Below are 17,448 nucleotides of genomic sequence, written 5' to 3' on the forward strand. Positions count from 1 at the left end.
GATGGACCGCGCCCTGGCCTTGGCCGAAGCGGCCGAACGCCAGGGCGAGGTGCCGGTGGGGGCGGTGCTGGTGCGGCAGGGACAAATCGTCGCCGAGGGATACAACCGCCCCATCCAGTCCTGCGACCCCACCGCCCACGCCGAGATCGAGGCCCTGCGCGCCGCCGGTCGGCTCCTGCACAATTACCGCTTTCCCGAAACCACCCTCTATGTCACTCTCGAGCCCTGCGTCATGTGCATGGGGGCGATCGTCCACGCCCGCGTCAAGCGCCTGGTCTACGGCGCGTCCGATCCCAAGCGCGGGTCGGCGGGAAGTATCTTGGCGCTGCATCGGGCGGAATTCCTCAACCATCGCGTGGATGTTTCGGGCGGGGTGTTGGCAGAGGAGTGCGGCCGTTTGCTAAAAGCGTTTTTCGAGCGTCGTCGTTAAAAAGGCACCGGGATGAGGGTCGGTGAGACGACCTGGGCGGTTTTTGGGTCGACTTCTTCCAAGCGAGGTTCCGGTGCGGGCGATTCGTGGCCGAAGCCTTCCTTGTCGCTCAACCATCGCAGCAGATCGTAGTAATTTCGGATTCGCGCCACATAACGCACCGGCTCATGGCCTCGCGCATAGCCGTGTTCGACTCGTCGGTACCAGGATTCTTCGGTCAACAAGGGCAGGTATTTTTTCACATCCATCCAGCGGTCGGGATTTTTGCCGGCTGATTGGGTCAAGATGCGCGCGTCTTCCAAATGGCCGAAGCCGATATTGTAGGCGGCGAGGGCCAGCCAGGTGCGATCCGGTTCCGAAATGCGCCGCGGAATCTTGTCCTTGACTTTGACCAGGTAACGGGTGCCGCCCAAAATGCTTTGCCGCGGGTTGTTGCGGTCGTCGACCCGGACCCGTCGGGCGGTCCGGCGAGTCAGCATCATCAAACCCCGCACCCCGGTCGGAGATCGGGCGTTCACTTTCCAGTGAGACTCTTGGTAGGCGAGGGCGGCCAGCAATCGCCAATCCCATCCGTGGCGGCGGGCGGCTTCTTCAAACGCTTCGCGATAGCGCGGTAGACGCGTCTTGTAGGCTTTCCGGAAAGCGCAAACCGCGGCGTAATTGAGGGCACCGACATGACCGTAATAGCGTTCTAGCAGCTGCGCCAGGGTGCCGTCCTGCCGGGTCGTCTGGAAAAAGGCATTGGCGGCTTGCAACAAAGTGCCGTCATGGCGTTTGGAAAAAGCCCAACCCAAAGCGCGCGACTCACCCAGATTGAAAGCCGCATGCAGGCGCGGATAGAACCGGCGCAAGGTGTCGAACAGATGGGAATCCAAGACGGTGTAGTCGATCAAGCCGATGTTCAACCAGTGCAGCAAGGCCTCGGTGTCGGTCGTGGGGTTGGCGTTCCAGCTCACTTCGGGGTGGCGGTGTCGCAGATTTTCCAGGGTGCGGACGTAACTGGAGCCGATCGTGACCTCCAGCAATCCCGAGGATAGATCGTCGATCGAACGAGGGCGGCGTTGCCTGCCGTGGTAAACGAGTTGCTCGGTCACCGTCTGGTAAGGGTTGGAGAAGCGCAAATACTGGCGTCGCGCGTCGGTGATGCTCAGGCTGGCGGCGGCCAGATCCGCCTCTCCGGCCAAGATCCGGGACAGGAGATCGGGTAAGGACCTGGCGACGATGAACTCTGCTTCAACGCCGAGCCGGTCGGCAAAACGCGTGACCAAGGAATATTCCATTCCCGCGTGGCCTTTGGCCGCGGGGTAATAGGTCGTGGCGCCGGCAAGGGTGAGCACGCGCAACTTGCCGGCCCGCTTGACTTGCGACAGGTGGGGAAGGGGTTGGGTTCGATCCCGCAGTAGCACGATTCCCGCCATCATTAGAGCAATGAGGATGATGGCGCCGGCGCCGGCCATGACGCCGCGGTAGAGGAAAAGCCAGCCGTCGCCCTTCATTCGCCGCCGGTAGCCGTGGCGCGGCGCAAGCGGCGGATAACCGGCGCTGTCCGGGGGCGCACGCCGCGCCAAACCAGGAATGCTTCCGCGGCCTGTTCCACCAGCATTCCCAAGCCGTCCACGCTGAGACGGGCGCCATGATCGTGTCCCCAGCGCACGAACGCGGTCGGCTTGTCCGCGTACATCAGATCGTAGCAATCGCCGTCGGGGGCCAGCAGGTCGTCGGGCAAAGGCGGCAGCTCGCCCTGCAATCCCGCCGCGGTGGCGTTCAGAACCAAATCGAATCGAAGTCCTTGCAGTCCGGGGAATCCCACCGCGCTGACCGGACCCAAGGCGGCGAAGCGGGCGGCCAAGCTTTGTGCTCGGGAGACGGTGCGGTTGGCGATGACCAGGCACGCCGGTTTCCGTTCCAGGAGCGGCCGGAGAATACCCCGGACCGCCCCTCCCGCCCCCAAGACCAAAAGCCGGCGGCCGCTTAGGTCGATGGCCAGATTCTCGGTCAAATCGCGCAGCAGGCCGATGCCGTCGGTATTGTCTCCGCATAATTTGTCGTCGCGCCAGACCAGGGTATTGACCGCTTCGCTTTGCCGGGCCCGGGAAGTCAACTCATCCGCCGCCTGGAAAGCCAATTCCTTGAGCGGTACGGTGCAGTTCAATCCCTTGCCGCCGCCGGCGTGGAAGGTTCGGAGCGCCACTTCGAAGCATTCCGGCGGAACGTCTTGGGCGGTGTAGGCGATGTTTTCCCCGGTTTGTTGGACGAACAGGGTGTGGATCAGCGGCGATTTACTGTGGCCGATGGGGTGTCCGAAAACGGCGTAACGGTCAGGAAGCATGGTGGATGTCTTGAGCAGACTGCTGGCGAATCGTACGCTTGCGCTTGCCCCAGTAGAGGGAAAAAAGGATGAATATGACCGCGATCAGGATCGCCAAGGGCAGGAATTGCTCCACATAAGCGATGAGCATGGCGGTGGTGCCCAAGAAAACCCCGATCAGGCTGAAGCGCCAGCCGATCCGAATTCCGTTGAGATAGGTGCCCAATGCGATCACCAGGAGAATATCCAGAACCGCGGTGACATCATCGACGATTTCCTTATGCCGAAGCACAAACACAGCGATCACGGCCAACAAAACCCCGCCCCAATGCAAGGTCTCGAAACACAACAGCGTTTTGATCGAAACATCGCTCTCCCCCGCCCGGCGGGCTTGGGCACGGCTAGAGAGGACGGCGCCCAACCAAAAAATCGGAATCATGACGAGCCAGAAAAAATAGCCGCCTTGGGAGGAGTAGGCGCTGATTACGATTCCGGCAAGAGATAACAGGAGCAGAACGATCAAGACCGATTCATCCAGCCAGACGGTCATTTTCCTCAAGGGAGGTTCCTGCGGCTCCTTGCTTTGAGAAGGTTCCAACGATTCATTCGATTTTTCGTCTTCCATCGATCACTCCCAAATTTCGGATGCCAGGGGGTCGTCCTGCAGCCAGCCGGCCACGGCCTTGGCATGATAGGTCAAAACCGCATCCGCGCCGGCGCGCTTGAACGCCAGAAGGGATTCCAGGACGGTTTTCTTTTCATCCAGCCAGCCGTTCTGGGCGGCGGCTTTGAGCATGGCGTATTCGCCGCTGACCTGATAGGCGAAGGTGGGAACGCCGAACCGGTCCTTGATTCGCCGGATCACATCCAGAGACGGCATTCCCGGCTTGATCATCACCATGTCGGCCCCCTCTTCCAGATCCATGGCCACTTCCCGCAAGGCTTCGTCGCTGTTGGCCGGGTCCATCTGGTAACTGAATTTGTTGCCGCGCCCGAGATTGGCCGCCGATCCGACGGCATCGCGGAAGGGGCCGTAGAAATGGGACGCGTATTTGGCGGCGTAAGAGAGGATGCGGGTGTGGATGAAGCCGTTTTCCTCGAGCGCCGTTCGGATGGCGCCGATGCGCCCGTCCATCATATCGGAAGGAGCGACGATGTCGGCCCCGGCTTGGGCGTGGGAAAGGGCTTGTTTGACCAGCGCGGCGACGGTTTCGTCGTTGAGGACGTAGCCGCTCGAATCGATCAGGCCGTCCTGGCCGTGGGCGGTGTAGGGATCCAGGGCCACATCGGTCATCACGCCCAATCCGGGGACTCGTTCCTTCAGCAGACTGACGCTGCGTTGCGCCAGTCCGTCCGGATTCCAGGCTTCCTCGGCGGCGTCGCTTTTTTTGTCGGGCGGGACCACCGGAAACAAGGCCAGCGCGGGGACGCCCAGCGCCTCCAATTCGCGGGCCTCCGCCAGGAGAATATCCAGGCTGAGACGCTCGATGCCGGGCATCGAAGGAACCGGCTCGCGAACCCCCTCGCCCTCGCAAACGAATACCGGCCAGATCAAATCGTCGACGGTCACCGCATGTTCGCGCATCAAGCGCCGGCTGAAAGGATCGCGCCGCATGCGCCGGGCGCGAAGACGGGGAAAAATTACGCTATGCTTGAGAATGTCCATAGATGCTTTGGTTCTAGTTTATCCTGGCCACTAAAGGTATGATAAACAAAAAAAGAATCTTGGAATACTATATTAGGAGCAGTTAGATGCATAGGTTGAAAATTGGGCCATGGGCAGGATACGGATGGCTGTTTTGGGGATGGCTTTTGCTCGCCCCATGGGTTCATGCGGATGCCTTGGTGCCTCCTCAACAGTTGATCAAAAAAACTTCCGACCAGATCCAAACGGAACTGCGCCAGATCGACTATAAAGTGGATTTTGCCAATGCGGTCGATATCGTGGACAGATACATTGAACCCCACGTGGATTTCAACCGCTTTGCCGCCCTTGTCCTGGGTCGGCATTGGCGTACCGCGACCCCCGAACAGCGCGCGCGTTTCAAAAAAGAATTCAAAACCATGTTGATCCGTACCTATGCCACCGCCTACGGCGAATACGCGGAATGGGAAATTCAATTCATGCCGATCCGGGGTTGGGAGTCCGATACCAGCAAACTCATGGTCCGAACCAAGTTCGTTCAGCCCGGCAGCCAGCCCGTGCCGGTGGATTTTCGCATGATTCGGAAAGGCGGCGAATGGAAAGTCTACGACGTGGTCATCGAAGGGGTGGACCTGATTAAGAATTATCGCACCACCTTCGATCAGGAAATCCAAACGGGCTCGCTGGATGCGCTCATCGATCGCCTGGCGGAGCGCAACCGTAAAGCCTTCAAGGATGGCGGCAAGGCTTCATCAGCCCTGCCCCAGCCAATCCCGGGGGCGTAGATATTCTTCCAAATTCGCCTCCGGCGTGCCCGCTTCCGGGCGCCAGTCGTAACCCCACTTGGCCAGGGGCGGCAGCGACATCAGAATGGATTCGGTGCGGCCGCCCGATTGGAGACCGAACAGCGTGCCCCGGTCGTAGACCAGGTTGAACTCCACGTAACGCCCGCGGCGGTAAGCCTGAAAGTCCCGCTCCCTGTCACCGAAAGGCAGATCCTTGCGCTTTTCCACGATCGGCAAGTAGGCGGGGATATACTGATCGCCCACCGAGCGAAGAAACTCGAAACAACGCTCGAACCCCCACTCGTTCAGATCGTCGAAGAATAATCCGCCGACCCCCCGGGTTTCCTGTCGATGCCGAAGATAGAAATACTCGTCGCACCACTGCTTGAACCGAAGGTACACATCTTCCCCGAACGGGGCGCAAGCCGCGCGGGCGGTTTCGTGCCAATGCACCGCGTCCGCCTTGTAGGGATAGTAGGGGGTCAGGTCGAAGCCGCCACCGAACCACCATACCGGCGGCTCGCCCGCTTTTTCCGCGAGCAAGAAACGCACGTTGGCATGGGAGGTGGGGACATAAGGATTGCGCGGATGGATCACCAGCGACACGCCGACGGCTTGAAAACTCCGTCCGGCCAGTTCCGGCCGTTGGGCGGTGGCGGCTGCGGGTAATTGTTGGCCGTGAACGTGAGAAAAATTCACCCCCCCCTTCTCGAAGACCTCGCCTTCGGCGATCACCCGGGTGCGGCCGCCTCCCCGGCCGTGTTCGTATTCCCACGGATCCTCCCGAAATCGGGTGTCGGGCTCGACGCTTTCCAGTGCTTGGCAAATCCGGTCCTGCAGATCGAGAAGATAGTTCTTTACCGCTGCCAGATCGATGGTACTCATGGTTCCACTTCCTCGGTGGGGTTGATGCTGAAGCCCGAATAATAGCATAGTTCATAGGGAAATTAGCGTGATGAAAGACCGTTCGAACCCGCCGCGGCACGGCTCCCCGGCCAAGTCTTCCGAAGCGCGGGACCGTTTGTTCGCCGCCCCTTTGTCCAAGATCGAGGCGTTTCGTTTCGACGCCCAAGTGGCGGCGGTCTTCGACGACATGATCGACCGCTCGGTGCCGGGTTATCGCACCATCGTCGCCGCCATTGGATTGTTGGCGGGAGAAATCGCCCAGCCCGACGGTTATTGCTATGATCTGGGTTGTTCTTTGGGAGCGGCCAGTTTTGCCATGGCCCATGAAATCACCGCGCCGGGCTGTCGAATCATCGCCGTGGACAATGCTTGGCCGATGCTGGTCCGGCTGCGGGAGCGGCTGCGAATACTCGCCGGTCCGACTCCGGTGCAACCGGTCTGTGCCGACTTGCGCCATGTCCCGATCCGCAACGCTTCGCTGGTGGTGTTGAATTTTACCCTCCAGTTCATCCCCCCGACCGAGCGCTTGGAATTGCTGCAGGCCGTCCATGAGGGGCTCCGCCCCGGCGGCGGCTTGATTTTATCGGAGAAAATCGCTCTGGAAGATCCGCGTCAGCAGGCCATATTCACCGATCTCCATCATGCTTTTAAGCGTGCCCAGGGTTACAGCGAGTTGGAAATCAGCCAGAAGCGGGCCGCTCTGGAGAATGTGCTGATACCGGAGACCTTGGCCACTCATCGCGGCCGCCTGAAAGCGTCGGGTTTTTCCTCCAGCGAAGTCTGGTTCCAGTATTTCAATTTTGTCTCTCTGGTGGCTTTCAAGTGACGGCACGGAGATGCGGCAGTGCGTTGCCGGTCATTTTTTCGGGCAAGCTTGCCAATCGACGGGCTGCGGTACGTTTGATCAAGGATAGGGGGGACTCATAAATTAACCCAGTGGCCTAATTGTTGACAGTGGCGGGATCGAAGAAGACATACAAATCCTTGACCGGCGCCTTTGGCGGCGTGGTGCTCGTCGGTTTTAGCATCCTGATCGTTTTGCACCTCATCAGCGATCGCCGGATCGTTCTCGGCGATGCGGAAGAGGAGGCCAAGATGGCGGCCCAATATGTGGCCCACGACATCGAGCGGCGACTTCACGGCATCGAACAGATGTTTTTCGGCATCGACGATTTGCTGGATATCCTTCCTCATGCGGCGCCTTTCGACCCCACCGTCAGAGCCGTCCTCCAATCCCGCCGGCAGCGGGATGCCGGCTTCATGGACTTGCTGGTGGTCGATCCCCGGGGAGCGATCGTGCATTGGACCGGTCCGGGCAACCCCCCTTCCGTTCTGGACCGCTCGTACGTGACCGCCCATCTGGATAATCGCGCCGGCGATTGGTTTATCGGCCCGCCCCAGCTTTCCAAGGTGCATGATGGGGAGTGGTTTTTCGCGGTCAGCCGCGCGTTCCGTCATCCCGACGGGTCTCTCAAGCGTATTTTGGTGGCCATACTCGACCTCGGTTATCTGCAGGTGAATTATTCCCTCGATTCCGAGAAGAGCCGGGTGGGGTTGGCCTCGAAGCAAGGCGAGCGTTATCTCCCCGTTGGTCGGGTAAATGCGTCCCCGATCCAGGCTTGTGGCCTTCAGGGTTTTCGGGGTGAGTCGGCGCTGACCCCTTGGTATCGCGAAGCCGTCTGGATAGGCGGCGTGTGGCTCGCCGCCACATTATGCTTGCTTTGGATGCTTCGATGCCTGTCCCGGCAGCAGGAGCGCCTGAACCATTTGGCCACTACCGATTCCCTCAGCGGCCTCAACAATCGCGGCCACTTCATGACCTGGGCGGAGGAGTCGCTGCAGCAGGCGCGGCGTTACGATCAACCGTTTACCGTCCTTGTTCTGGATATCGACAATTTCAAGCGGGTCAACGACGATCACGGGCACGCTTGCGGCGATGCGGCGATCCGGGCCGTCGCCGACATCTTGCGGCAAATTTGCCGCAAGACCGATCTTCTCGGTCGCCTGGGCGGGGAGGAATTCGGGGTGGTATTGACGCAAACCGCCTTGCCGGGCGCACGCGCCACCGCCCGGAAAGTGCTCAAGGAGGTGGCGGCAAAACCCATCGGGGAGTGCGGGACCATTTCCATTACCGCCAGCATCGGCGTCAGCAGCCGGCTGCCCGGCGATGCCTCCTTGGAGTGCTTGCTTTGGCGGGCCGATCAAGCCCTTTACAACGCCAAGCGGCGGGGTAAGAATCGGGTGGAGATCCTAACCGAAACGCTTCCGAATACATGACCATCCTTAACGATTACTATCGATCCTTATTGCACGCACCGCCCGACGCCTTGAAAAGCTTGGCCGAAGTATTGCCGGATCGCTTGGCGCGGGCCTTCGACCCTGCCAGGCACGGAGATCTACCGGCCTGGGAAAAATTGTTGGCCGAACTGCCGCGGCCGAAGGCTGGCGAAATCCGCTTGAACCGTCCGACGATCCGCATCGGCCAGCCGGAAGACTGCGCCGACCGAACCCGCGCCGAACTGGAGGCCACTCTTCGGGCCTTGCATCCGTGGCGCAAGGGGCCGTTCGATTTGTTCGGAATCTACCTCGATACCGAATGGCGTTCGGATTTCAAGTGGACGCGGCTGATCCATGAAATCCAGCCGTTGACCGATCGCCTGGTCTTGGACGTGGGCGCCGGCAACGGCTATCATTGCTGGCGGATGCGGGGCGCGGGCGCGGGCCGCGTGATCGGCATCGATCCCACCTTGCGCTACGTATTCCAATTTCTGGCGATCAAGCGCTTGGCGGGGGAATTCCCGGTGGATTTGTTGCCGCTGGCGTTGGAAGCGTTGCCTCCCCGCCTGCAAGCGTTCGATACGGTGTTCTCCATGGGGGTGCTGTATCATCGCCGTTCGCCTTTCGACCATCTGTTCGCCCTGAAGGATTGTTTACGGCGGGGGGGCGAACTGGTGCTCGAGACCTTGGTGATCGAAGGCGAGGAAGGCGAGGTGCTGGTGCCGGCGGGGCGTTACGCCAAGATGCGCAACGTCTGGTTCATCCCCACTCCCCCCACCATGGAGGGTTGGCTCAAGCGGGCGGGTTTCGGGCGCATCCGCTGCATCGACGTCAGCCCCACCACCTTCGACGAGCAACGATCGACCGATTGGATGCGGTTCGAGTCCCTGCCCGACTTTCTCGACCGAAACGATCCCGCCTTGACCCTGGAAGGCTATCCCGCGCCGCGACGGGCGCTTTTTTTGGCGGAGAAACCATGAACGACAACGTTTCCGTGCTTCCGAGGCGTCACCGGATTATCACCGACGAACGATTGGATCAATGCGCTTCCCAAGGATTGACCGCAAGCAAGCCCGGGAAATTAAAATCCCGCAGATTGCGGGTCACCAACCGCAGTTCGTGATGTAATGCAGTGGCGGCCAGCAAACCGTCGATCGCCGGTAGCGTTCGACCGGCTTGGGCCATAAGGGTTCCCCAACGCTCGGCAACGGCGTGATCTACCGCGAGCAAGCGGCTCTCGAACCAGGCCGGGATTTCTTGTTCGAGCCAGAGCCGGAGGCGTTCTTTCTTCGCTTCCCGGGGCAGTTGCTCCACGCCTTTGCGTATTTCTCCCAGCGTGAGAACGCTCAGATGCAAGGCGGCATCCGGAACTTGTTCGAACCACGCCAGCACGGAAGGATCGGGTCGCGGTTTAACGACTTCACAGATGACGTTGGTATCCAAAAGATAGCTCATAATTCCACTTCCCGTGCCGGGCTAGAATCTCTTTCGATCTCCAAGGCGGTATCTCTGAGGGGAGATTGACGCATGAATTGGAGAAAGGCGGGTTTTTTAGCGGTCAATTTTTCGTAATCTTCCCGGGATAGAATCACCGCGGCCGCTTTCCCCCGGATGGTAATTTCTTGAGGACCCTCGGAATCGGCATTTTTGATCAGCGAACTCAAACGCGCCTTGGCGGTTTGCAGTTGCCATTTGTGACGAATTTCCATCTAATTCACCTAGTCAGTCTAGTCTGTTTTGTCAAGTGTAATATCGTCCTCCTTTCTCTGTCCACCGCGCTTTGCCCACCAGTCCGCCACCACCGCGCACTCCAGCCCGAAGGGCAAATAACCCGCGTAGCCCAAAATGGGCATTTCGAACAGCTTGAAACGCCCCACGTAAGGCACGCTGTAAACCCATTTGGGATCGCTCCAGTAATTCCACAGTTCCCAGAAAAAACCGCAAATCAGTGCCGCCAGCATGGGCAGGACAATCACGTCCCATCTTCCCTGGCGCAACGGCTGAAAATAACTTCGATTGTTCAATAGCACCTGAATCGCCACCAGCAAGATCAATGGCGCCATCCACAGAAGTGGGAAAAACCACTGCGGCCATCGCCCCACCCCGATCAAGCCGAGGCAAGCCACGATCAGCCCGGCCCAGGCCCAGCGCCGAGGATGGCGCAGGCGTAAGGGAGGTAGCTTCTCGCCAGGTCCCCGAAAGGTGCGAAGCAGTGCCAAAGTGCTGATCACCGCCGGCAGCACGGTGGAGAACGGCAGCGTGGCGCGGAAAAAATAAGCCCAAGGGGTGAGATCTTCGCTTCCCAAATAGTGCCAATTTTGCACGAAGCGGTTGAGATATTCGAAATACCACCAAAACAGCGCGCTCAGGGGAAACAGGCCGAGCAAAAAAAGCGGGCGCCGGCTGAGCAGGCTCCAGTCCGAACGCCATTGGCACAAAGCGTTGACCACGCCGATGTAGCCGAGCCATAGGAGGGTAAAGGTATCGTTCCGCCAGGCCCCCAGCCACTCGGGTCGAGTCCAGGCCAGATACCAGGCGGTGATCAGCCAGGCCGACGCCGCCCAGCCCCACGGCGGGAAAGGTGAGCGCTTCAGCCGAACCTTACGGCACCGCCGCCATAGCCACCCGACCGCGCCGTAAAGCGGGATTTCCAGAAATACATACAGCCAAAACATCGGCCAGGAGAAAGCCGGAGCGATAGTCGCCATCGGCTGAGGCGGAAACCGCAGATACTCGGCCGCCGGTTTCCCCGCCCACCCGACGCCCAGCAGCGGGAAAGCCAGCAACAAGGCGGTCAACAATAACAGGGTAAGGAATTTTGACATTTTTACATCGGGTTTAGGATTTTTGACTCCGTTCACGGTTGAGATGCCTCCTTGAGATTACCTTTTAAATACCGATCCAGAAAAGCGTTTTTGCCCGGCACATCTGGCGGAAAAATTCGACTAGGCTTTAAGGCGAACACTAACGGTCCGACTCAAAGAGCGCTCAAAGAATCCGATGGCAAAACTCAGTGGTTTTACCCTCATCGAACTGATGGTCACGGTGGCCATGGCGGCCATCGTCTTGACCGTCGGGGTGCCCGGATTCCAGACGCTGGTTAAAAACAACCGCATGACCACCGCCACCAACTCGTTGGTGGGCGCGATCAACCTGGCCCGGAGCGAGGCGATCAAGCGAGGTGTCCGGGTCACCGTCTGCAAAAGCGCCGATGGCGCCGCCTGTGCCACTACGGGCAATTGGGACCAGGGTTGGATGGTGTTTACCGATCCCGACAGCAATGCCAGCTACGACAGCGGCACCGAAACGCTGCTTCGAGTCCGGGAGGCCGTCGCGGGAAATCTTTCCCTGACCGGCAACACCAATGTAGCCAATTATATTTCCTACGTGGCCAATGGCCGCAGTCTTTTGACGGGCGGCGGTTTTCAGAGCGGCACCATCACGGTTTGCGACGACCGCGGGGGAAACGTGGGTAAAAATATCGTGCTTTCGGATACCGGGCGCATCCGGACGGAAACAGGGGTCAGTTGTCCATGAGGCGGGAAGCGGGCTTCACTCTCATCGAAATTCTGATTGCGGTGCTGGTCTTGGCCATCGGCCTTTTGGGCCTGGCCGGCCTTCAGACCACCGGTCTTCACAGCAACCACAGCGCCAATCTGCGCACTCAGGCCACCCTTCTGGCCTACGACATGATCGATCGGATACGCGCCAATCACGACGGCTATGAAGGCACGTTTTACAACAATCCCACCCCGACGGATCGCAGTTGCGTTTGGGACGGCAGTGCGCCGTCCGCGTGCACGCCGCAGCAAATGGCCGAACACGATATTTGGGAATGGAAGGACGCCATGGCGCAAGCGCTGCCGCAAGCCACGGGCGTGGTTTGCCTGGACAGCAGTCCCGACGACGGCGGCGATGCCAACAGCAACGGTACGGTGGAAGCCAGCGAATACGCCTGCGACAACAGCGGCAATCGCTACGCCGTCAAGCTTTGGTGGGTGGACGAATACGACGATTCCGGCAACCCGGTGATTAAACGCTTCGTGACGGTGTTTCAACCATGACAAGGAGCAAGCAAAGCGGCATTTCCCTGGTGGAGATCATGGTTTCGCTGGTAAGCGGACTGATTCTCACCGCCGGCGTGATTCAGATCTACGTAGCCAACAAGCAAACCTACCGAGTCAACGACGCTTCCGCACGGATTCAGGAAAACGTGCGCTTTGCCATGGAGCTTTTGGCGCGCGATCTGCGTATGGCGGGATATGACGGCTGTGCGGGTTCGGCCCGGATTCTGGTCAATACGCTCAACGACACATCCTCGTTTCTATACAACTACGGCAATGCGATTTACGGCTTCGAGGCCACCAGCGATTCCGCCTGGACGCCTACGGTGGACGCCAGCATCACCAGTCCCTTGGGAGGGCGCGACATCGTGACCATTCGGGGTACGTTCGAGAGTGGCGTACCCATCACCGGGCAGCCCAGTAATTCCAATGACTGCAACAATTCGAGTTCCTATACGGCGGATCTTAAAATTGCAGACACGTCTGGATTAGACGATGGGGATATCGTAATTGCCGGCGATTGTTCCAAGGCCTCTATTTTTCAAATTACCAATATCAATATAAATGACAACGTAGTACATAATACCGGGGCGGGTACTCCCGGCAACGCCACCAAGAACTTGGGCGCTTGTTACGCCGGCAAGGGCAGTCTGACCAAGATCACCACCCGTACTTTTTACATTCGGAATAACGCCGCCGGCGTTCCGGCTTTGTACCGCAAAGATGGTTCCGCTGACGCCGAGGAACTGGTGGCGGGAATCGAGGACATGCAGATTTTGTACGGGGTCGATTCCAACGGCGACGAATCGGCCAACCAATTCCTCCGCGCCAACGACGTGACGGATTGGAATAGAGTGACCAGCGCTCGAATCAGCTTATTGCTTCGATCCTCAGAAGACAATATTACCACCGATTCCCAGTCCTATAAATACAACGATTCCACCACGACGCCCGCCGACCGGCGGCTGCGCCGAGTATTCACCACGACCATTAGCTTGCGTAACCGTTTGCCATGAAAAACACGCGGAAGATTGACCGGCGTTTTTCCTCGAATCAACGCGGCGCCGCCCTGGTGATCAGCCTGTTGATGCTCTTGGTGATGACCGTCATCGGCGTCGCCGCCATGCAGACCAATCTGCTGGAAGAAAAAATGGCGGGCAATTTCCGGGATGTGAATCTGGCCTTCCAGGCGGCGGAAGCGGCGCTCAGGGATGCGGAGACCGATATCACCGCGCCCTCTCGGGTATCCGGTCTCACCCATTTTACCTCCACTTGCACCAACGGGCTGTGCGATGCCACCGGCGGCTTTCCGGAAGAACAGGATAATGATCCCCCGCTCGATCCCGTCTGGAAGGCTGCCGCCACGGAACCCAACGGCGTCACCTTGGGCACTTACACCAGTGCCGCCGCGCTCCCGCAGGTGGCCTGTCAGCCTCGGTATTGGATAGAAGGCCACCAAGCCCGGCCGGCGGGCAGCCCCTCCTGGAAAGTTCAGTACCGGATTACGGCGGTGGCCTGTGGTGGAAACGCCAATACCCGGGTTGTGCTGCAATCGGTTTATGCGCCTTAATTACGGAGACGGGTCATGAAAGGTAAAAATTGGTATCGAAGCCTACTTGGGCTCGGCGCTGTCGCAATCGGTGTGCCTGGACAGGCCACGCCGCTGGATTTGTCTCAAGCGCCCCTCTTCACCACCGCCTCCGCCAAAGCCAATGTGCTGGTCATCTTGGACAACTCCAATAGTATGGACGAGGCGACCAACGGTTCCGCGGTAGGAAGCGACAGTCCCCAAAGCAAGTCCGAAATCGCTCGCAAGGTGGTGCGCAGAAAGGACACTTCCCGATCAGTGAATCCGGACGATCCTTCGGACCCCGAGGGGCTGATCGACCGCTATCTGGGAAAAATCAATCTGGGACTGATGGCCTATCAACAGTCGTCAATAAGTGCCAGGCATTTACACAACGCGCCTTATGATGCCAGTTTCGATTCGGCCAATTACGATCCCGCCTACACTGGCCCGAGGGATTCTGCAACTAAAAAATTCCGCACGCCCAATGTTTCCAATCCCGGCCATTACGTCTATTACAATATCGCCTTGCCTTTCTACGCCAATTCCGATCTAGGCAGCGCTTATTGCTATTCCGGCACCGCCGATTTCGATAACGGCAGCGAATCGCATCCTTCGGGACCTTGGGACACCTACGATTGCTACCGTGACAAGACGAACGAAAACGACGATACCACAGGGCTTTCCAATTACTTTAATTCCTTTACCTTTCAACCCACCGATAGCGATCTAGCGCAAAACATCCTCGATTTTGGAACTTTTTTGACCTGGGATCATGTCGGGCCGACCTGGTTCGCCAATTCCTCGCCCGGACGGGGTTATCTTCATGTCCCAATCGACGACCTGGACGCCACGCAAGCAGGCAAGCTGGACGATAAGCTCGCCCCTTCCCAGTTTTCCACCAACGCGCCCACCGATCCCAGCTTTCCGCTGCAAAACGCGGGGCTGACTCCCATCGAAGGCACCTTGCTGACAGCGAAGGATTATTTCGACGGCAATCTGTCCCAGTCTGATGAAGGCGGTCCCCAGTCTGCCCCGCCCAATTCCTGCGACAAGAATTTCGTGGCCTTGTTGACCGACGGTCTCCCCTCGACGGACAAAGACGGCAACGCGGTCAACGATCCGGCGGTGGCCATTTCAGACGCGGCCAGCGCGGCCTCTTCTCTTTTGTCGAGCGATGTTGAAACCTATGTGATCGGGTTCGCCCTGCCTTTCGGCACCGATCCTTCGACTCTTGATACGATCGCTTCGGCGGGTGGCACCAGCGCGGCTTTCCTGGCCGATGATCCGACCGCCCTGCATACCGCCTTCGATGCCATTTTCACGGATATCCTGGACAAGGTGGGATCGGCGGCCTCGGCGGCAACGAATTCCACCTCGCTGATTTCAGGCAGTATCGTTTACCAGGCCCGGTTCAACAGCGCCGATTGGAGCGGGCAATTGCTTTCACTCGACATCGACCTTCTTGGAAACATCAGCAATACGTCCAACTGGGATGCGGGCGATGTGATCAACACACAATCGGCTTCCAGTCGGCAAATTATTACCTTCAGCCGTGACAGCAGCGACGGCATGCCCTTTCAATGGTCGGACATTTCCGCTTTGACGGATACGACCCAGGCGGATTTTCTGAATCAGGACGCCTTCGGAAACCCCGACAGTTTGGGCAGCGATCGGGTCGATTTTTTGCGCGGCGTCGATGTCTCCGGATTCCGAAGCCGAAGCAGCAACCTAGGCGACATTGTCCACTCGACGCCTTTCTTCGTGGGAGCGCCGAAAGCCGGATTCGTGGATTCCAGTTATGCTTCCTTCGCCTCTACTCATGCTTCACGCGATTCCATTATTTACGTGGGTGCCAACGACGGCATGTTGCACGGCTTCGATGCGGCCACCGGCGAGGAGAAAATCGCCTATGTGCCCGGTCCCGTTTACGAGCATTTGAGCGATCTGACCCATCCCAATTACGGGAATTCGTCGCTCTCCCCTTCCGTGCCCCACCGCTATTACGTGGACGGTTCGCCCATGGTGGCCGACGCCAAGATTTCCGGCAATTGGAAAACAGTGCTGGCAGGGGGACTCAACGGCGGAGGTCAGGGGTATTACGCCCTGGACGTCACCGACCCTTCAACTTTCACCGAAAGCAATGCGGCCAGCCTGGTATTGTGGGAATTCACCGACGAGGATGATCCCGACCTTGGTTATACCTATAATCAGCCCACCTTGAGTTTCCTCACCCGCCAATCCGCCCAGATTACCAAAATGAACAACGGCAAGTGGGCGCTGATTGTCGGGAACGGCTACAACAATAGCGTATCCGACGGTCATGCCTCGACCAACGGCCACGCCGTTCTATTCATCCTGTTCCTGGAAGGCGGAATGGACGGCGATTGGACCGATACCGGCGATTACATCAAGATCGACACCGGCGAGGGATCGACGGCCACGCCCAACGGGTTGGCCACCCCCATGCCGGTCGATGTGGACGGGGACGGCGACGTCGACATCGTTTATGCCGGCGATCTCGAGGGCAATCTGTGGAAGTTCAGTTTAACCGATGAAGATGAGGCGACTGTGGACGATCCAACCAACTGGACCGTGGATCTTTTATTTACCGCCGAGGACGGCAGCAATAATCCTCAACCCATCACCACCGCTCCCATGGTGGTTCCCCATCCCCAAGGGGGTTACATGGTAGGTTTCGGCACCGGGAAATACTTGGAGCACGCCGATCTGTCCACGACTGATACCCACACCTTGTACGGCATTTGGGACAGCGAACCGATGGCAGGTGTGGATACCGTCGGCGGGCGCAACAAATTGGTGGAACAAACAGTGTTGGGCGAAGTGACCGTATCCGGCGAATCCTATCGGGTGACATCCGACAATACCGTGAGCTACGAACGGGCTTCGAACGGGTCGGCGAGCAATACGAGCGACCGGGGCTGGTATATGGACCTGCCCACTACCGGCGAGCGGGTGGCCTTCAACCCCATCGCGCGTGATCGGCGCTTCGTCTACGTCACTCTCATTCCGGATTCTTCTGATCCTTGCGCGGCGGGCGGCAGCGGCTGGATCATGGAGCTGGATTATCTGGACGGCTCCAGATTGTCGGTACCGCCTTTCGATATCACCGGGGATAAGAAAATCACCGATGCCGACAAAGTCGACTTCGATACCGACGACGACGGTTCAAATGAAACCGTGCCGCCCAGCGGCAAGAAACCGGACATCGGGATACCCACGACCCCCACCGTGGTGGACAAGGACCGCGAAAGCGAGGTGAAAGTGATCAGCGGCAGCAGCGGGTCGGTGGATACCTTGATGGAGGGAAAATCGGTCAAAACCGGCCGGCTCTCGTGGCGGCAAATCATCGGGGATTGAGACTTTATCAGGAGCATGACGATGCGTACATTGAATATTCTGCTGCTTTTGTTAGGGCTGCTATGCTCTTTGTCGGCCCCTGCCA

18 protein-coding genes are annotated in these 17,448 nt (G+C 58.9%); 10 read left to right on the forward strand and 8 right to left on the reverse strand.

Annotation, left to right across the window (positions count from 1 at the left end):
* Position 1 precedes the first annotated feature (1 nt).
* Positions 2–430 carry a tRNA adenosine(34) deaminase TadA gene (tadA, locus tag H035_RS0100290; protein WP_051149794.1) on the forward strand — a complete coding sequence of 143 codons (429 nt, stop codon included), beginning with the start codon at positions 2–4 and terminating at the stop codon, positions 428–430.
* Here the strand turns inward: tadA and mltF are convergent.
* From mltF to hemB, 4 genes are read right to left on the reverse strand one after another with little or no spacing between them, the layout of a single operon-like run.
* The gene (mltF, locus tag H035_RS17460; protein ID WP_152485929.1) at positions 427–1,998 is read right to left on the reverse strand and encodes a membrane-bound lytic murein transglycosylase MltF; all 1,572 of its coding nucleotides are present in this window, start codon (positions 1,996–1,998) and stop codon (positions 427–429) included. The genes tadA and mltF overlap by 4 nt on opposite strands.
* Complete coding sequence (gene aroE, locus H035_RS0100300) at positions 1,923–2,759, reverse strand: shikimate dehydrogenase (protein ID WP_022947020.1); 837 nt, start codon at positions 2,757–2,759, stop codon at positions 1,923–1,925. The genes mltF and aroE overlap by 76 nt, the downstream gene beginning before the upstream one ends.
* On the reverse strand, positions 2,749–3,363 hold the full coding sequence (locus H035_RS0100305) for a hypothetical protein (protein ID WP_022947021.1): 615 nt from the start codon (positions 3,361–3,363) through the stop codon (positions 2,749–2,751). Before H035_RS0100305 ends, aroE begins: the two co-directional genes overlap by 11 nt.
* A gap of 3 nt (positions 3,364–3,366) precedes the next feature.
* The gene (gene hemB, locus H035_RS0100310) at positions 3,367–4,404 is read right to left on the reverse strand and encodes a porphobilinogen synthase (RefSeq protein WP_022947022.1); all 1,038 of its coding nucleotides are present in this window, start codon (positions 4,402–4,404) and stop codon (positions 3,367–3,369) included.
* An 86-nt stretch (positions 4,405–4,490) separates the two neighbouring features.
* Here hemB and H035_RS17465 point away from each other — a divergent pair, with 86 nt between their 5' ends.
* Positions 4,491–5,168 (forward strand): MlaC/ttg2D family ABC transporter substrate-binding protein, encoded by a 678-nt coding sequence (locus H035_RS17465; RefSeq protein WP_084684779.1) that lies wholly within the window; start codon positions 4,491–4,493, stop codon positions 5,166–5,168.
* Here H035_RS17465 and hemF read toward each other — a convergent pair.
* Positions 5,136–6,053: an oxygen-dependent coproporphyrinogen oxidase gene (gene hemF, locus H035_RS0100320; RefSeq protein WP_022947024.1), complete on the reverse strand. Its 918-nt coding sequence runs from the start codon at positions 6,051–6,053 to the stop codon at positions 5,136–5,138. The genes H035_RS17465 and hemF overlap by 33 nt on opposite strands.
* Positions 6,054–6,123: 70 nt before the next feature.
* Between hemF and cmoA the strand changes: the two genes are divergently transcribed.
* The 3 genes from cmoA (at position 6,124) to cmoB (ending at position 9,331) form a co-directional block, all read left to right on the forward strand.
* On the forward strand, positions 6,124–6,900 hold the full coding sequence (gene cmoA, locus H035_RS0100325) for a carboxy-S-adenosyl-L-methionine synthase CmoA (protein WP_022947025.1): 777 nt from the start codon (positions 6,124–6,126) through the stop codon (positions 6,898–6,900).
* Positions 6,901–7,058: 158 nt separating this feature from the next.
* Positions 7,059–8,351 carry a sensor domain-containing diguanylate cyclase gene (locus tag H035_RS20580; RefSeq protein WP_051149708.1) on the forward strand — a complete coding sequence of 431 codons (1,293 nt, stop codon included), beginning with the start codon at positions 7,059–7,061 and terminating at the stop codon, positions 8,349–8,351.
* Positions 8,348–9,331, forward strand: a complete 984-nt coding sequence (cmoB, locus tag H035_RS0100335; protein ID WP_022947026.1) for a tRNA 5-methoxyuridine(34)/uridine 5-oxyacetic acid(34) synthase CmoB — start codon at positions 8,348–8,350, stop codon at positions 9,329–9,331. Before H035_RS20580 ends, cmoB begins: the two co-directional genes overlap by 4 nt.
* A gap of 58 nt (positions 9,332–9,389) precedes the next feature.
* On the opposite strand, the gene H035_RS0100340 is transcribed toward cmoB, so the two are convergent.
* Genes H035_RS0100340 through H035_RS0100350 form a run of 3 tightly spaced genes read right to left on the reverse strand, consistent with a single transcriptional unit; the run spans position 9,390 to position 11,176 of the window.
* Entirely contained in the window at positions 9,390–9,806 is a 417-nt protein-coding gene (locus tag H035_RS0100340; protein ID WP_022947027.1) for a type II toxin-antitoxin system VapC family toxin, read from the reverse strand.
* Positions 9,803–10,060 carry a type II toxin-antitoxin system Phd/YefM family antitoxin gene (locus tag H035_RS0100345; protein WP_022947028.1) on the reverse strand — a complete coding sequence of 86 codons (258 nt, stop codon included), beginning with the start codon at positions 10,058–10,060 and terminating at the stop codon, positions 9,803–9,805. The genes H035_RS0100340 and H035_RS0100345 overlap by 4 nt, the downstream gene beginning before the upstream one ends.
* Before the next feature lie 18 nt (positions 10,061–10,078).
* Complete coding sequence (locus H035_RS0100350) at positions 10,079–11,176, reverse strand: hypothetical protein (protein ID WP_022947029.1); 1,098 nt, start codon at positions 11,174–11,176, stop codon at positions 10,079–10,081.
* Positions 11,177–11,351: 175 nt separating this feature from the next.
* Here H035_RS0100350 and H035_RS0100355 point away from each other — a divergent pair, with 175 nt between their 5' ends.
* The 5 genes from H035_RS0100355 to H035_RS20585 are packed head-to-tail and all read left to right on the forward strand — an operon-like array spanning position 11,352 to position 17,363.
* Positions 11,352–11,888, forward strand: a complete 537-nt coding sequence (locus H035_RS0100355; protein ID WP_022947030.1) for a GspH/FimT family pseudopilin — start codon at positions 11,352–11,354, stop codon at positions 11,886–11,888.
* On the forward strand, positions 11,885–12,415 hold the full coding sequence (gene pilV, locus H035_RS0100360) for a type IV pilus modification protein PilV (RefSeq protein WP_022947031.1): 531 nt from the start codon (positions 11,885–11,887) through the stop codon (positions 12,413–12,415). The genes H035_RS0100355 and pilV overlap by 4 nt, the downstream gene beginning before the upstream one ends.
* A complete protein-coding gene (locus H035_RS0100365) occupies positions 12,412–13,431 on the forward strand; it encodes a PilW family protein (RefSeq protein ID WP_022947032.1) in 1,020 nt (339 codons plus the stop codon). The genes pilV and H035_RS0100365 overlap by 4 nt, the downstream gene beginning before the upstream one ends.
* A complete protein-coding gene (locus H035_RS0100370) occupies positions 13,428–13,985 on the forward strand; it encodes a pilus assembly PilX family protein (protein WP_022947033.1) in 558 nt (185 codons plus the stop codon). The genes H035_RS0100365 and H035_RS0100370 overlap by 4 nt, the downstream gene beginning before the upstream one ends.
* Positions 13,986–14,000: 15 nt before the next feature.
* The gene (locus H035_RS20585) at positions 14,001–17,363 is read left to right on the forward strand and encodes a pilus assembly protein (RefSeq protein ID WP_022947034.1); all 3,363 of its coding nucleotides are present in this window, start codon (positions 14,001–14,003) and stop codon (positions 17,361–17,363) included.
* Positions 17,364–17,448 lie beyond the last annotated feature (85 nt).

The organism is Methylohalobius crimeensis 10Ki, assembly GCF_000421465.1.
GTDB lineage: Bacteria > Pseudomonadota > Gammaproteobacteria > Methylococcales > Methylothermaceae > Methylohalobius > Methylohalobius crimeensis.

Excerpts from the sequence above, each read along its gene's own strand:
- tadA (WP_051149794.1), top strand. The coding sequence starts at position 2 with ATGGACCGCGCCCTGGCCTTGGCCGAAGCGGCCGAACGCCAGGGCGAG.
- aroE (WP_022947020.1), bottom strand. The coding sequence starts at position 2,759 with ATGCTTCCTGACCGTTACGCCGTTTTCGGACACCCCATCGGCCACAGT.
- H035_RS0100305 (WP_022947021.1), bottom strand. The coding sequence starts at position 3,363 with ATGGAAGACGAAAAATCGAATGAATCGTTGGAACCTTCTCAAAGCAAG.
- hemB (WP_022947022.1), bottom strand. The coding sequence starts at position 4,404 with ATGGACATTCTCAAGCATAGCGTAATTTTTCCCCGTCTTCGCGCCCGG.
- H035_RS17465 (WP_084684779.1), top strand. The coding sequence starts at position 4,491 with ATGCATAGGTTGAAAATTGGGCCATGGGCAGGATACGGATGGCTGTTT.
- hemF (WP_022947024.1), bottom strand. The coding sequence starts at position 6,053 with ATGAGTACCATCGATCTGGCAGCGGTAAAGAACTATCTTCTCGATCTG.
- cmoA (WP_022947025.1), top strand. The coding sequence starts at position 6,124 with ATGAAAGACCGTTCGAACCCGCCGCGGCACGGCTCCCCGGCCAAGTCT.
- cmoB (WP_022947026.1), top strand. The coding sequence starts at position 8,348 with ATGACCATCCTTAACGATTACTATCGATCCTTATTGCACGCACCGCCC.
- H035_RS0100340 (WP_022947027.1), bottom strand. The coding sequence starts at position 9,806 with ATGAGCTATCTTTTGGATACCAACGTCATCTGTGAAGTCGTTAAACCG.
- H035_RS0100345 (WP_022947028.1), bottom strand. The coding sequence starts at position 10,060 with ATGGAAATTCGTCACAAATGGCAACTGCAAACCGCCAAGGCGCGTTTG.
- H035_RS0100350 (WP_022947029.1), bottom strand. The coding sequence starts at position 11,176 with ATGTCAAAATTCCTTACCCTGTTATTGTTGACCGCCTTGTTGCTGGCT.
- H035_RS0100355 (WP_022947030.1), top strand. The coding sequence starts at position 11,352 with ATGGCAAAACTCAGTGGTTTTACCCTCATCGAACTGATGGTCACGGTG.
- pilV (WP_022947031.1), top strand. The coding sequence starts at position 11,885 with ATGAGGCGGGAAGCGGGCTTCACTCTCATCGAAATTCTGATTGCGGTG.
- H035_RS0100365 (WP_022947032.1), top strand. The coding sequence starts at position 12,412 with ATGACAAGGAGCAAGCAAAGCGGCATTTCCCTGGTGGAGATCATGGTT.
- H035_RS0100370 (WP_022947033.1), top strand. The coding sequence starts at position 13,428 with ATGAAAAACACGCGGAAGATTGACCGGCGTTTTTCCTCGAATCAACGC.
- H035_RS20585 (WP_022947034.1), top strand. The coding sequence starts at position 14,001 with ATGAAAGGTAAAAATTGGTATCGAAGCCTACTTGGGCTCGGCGCTGTC.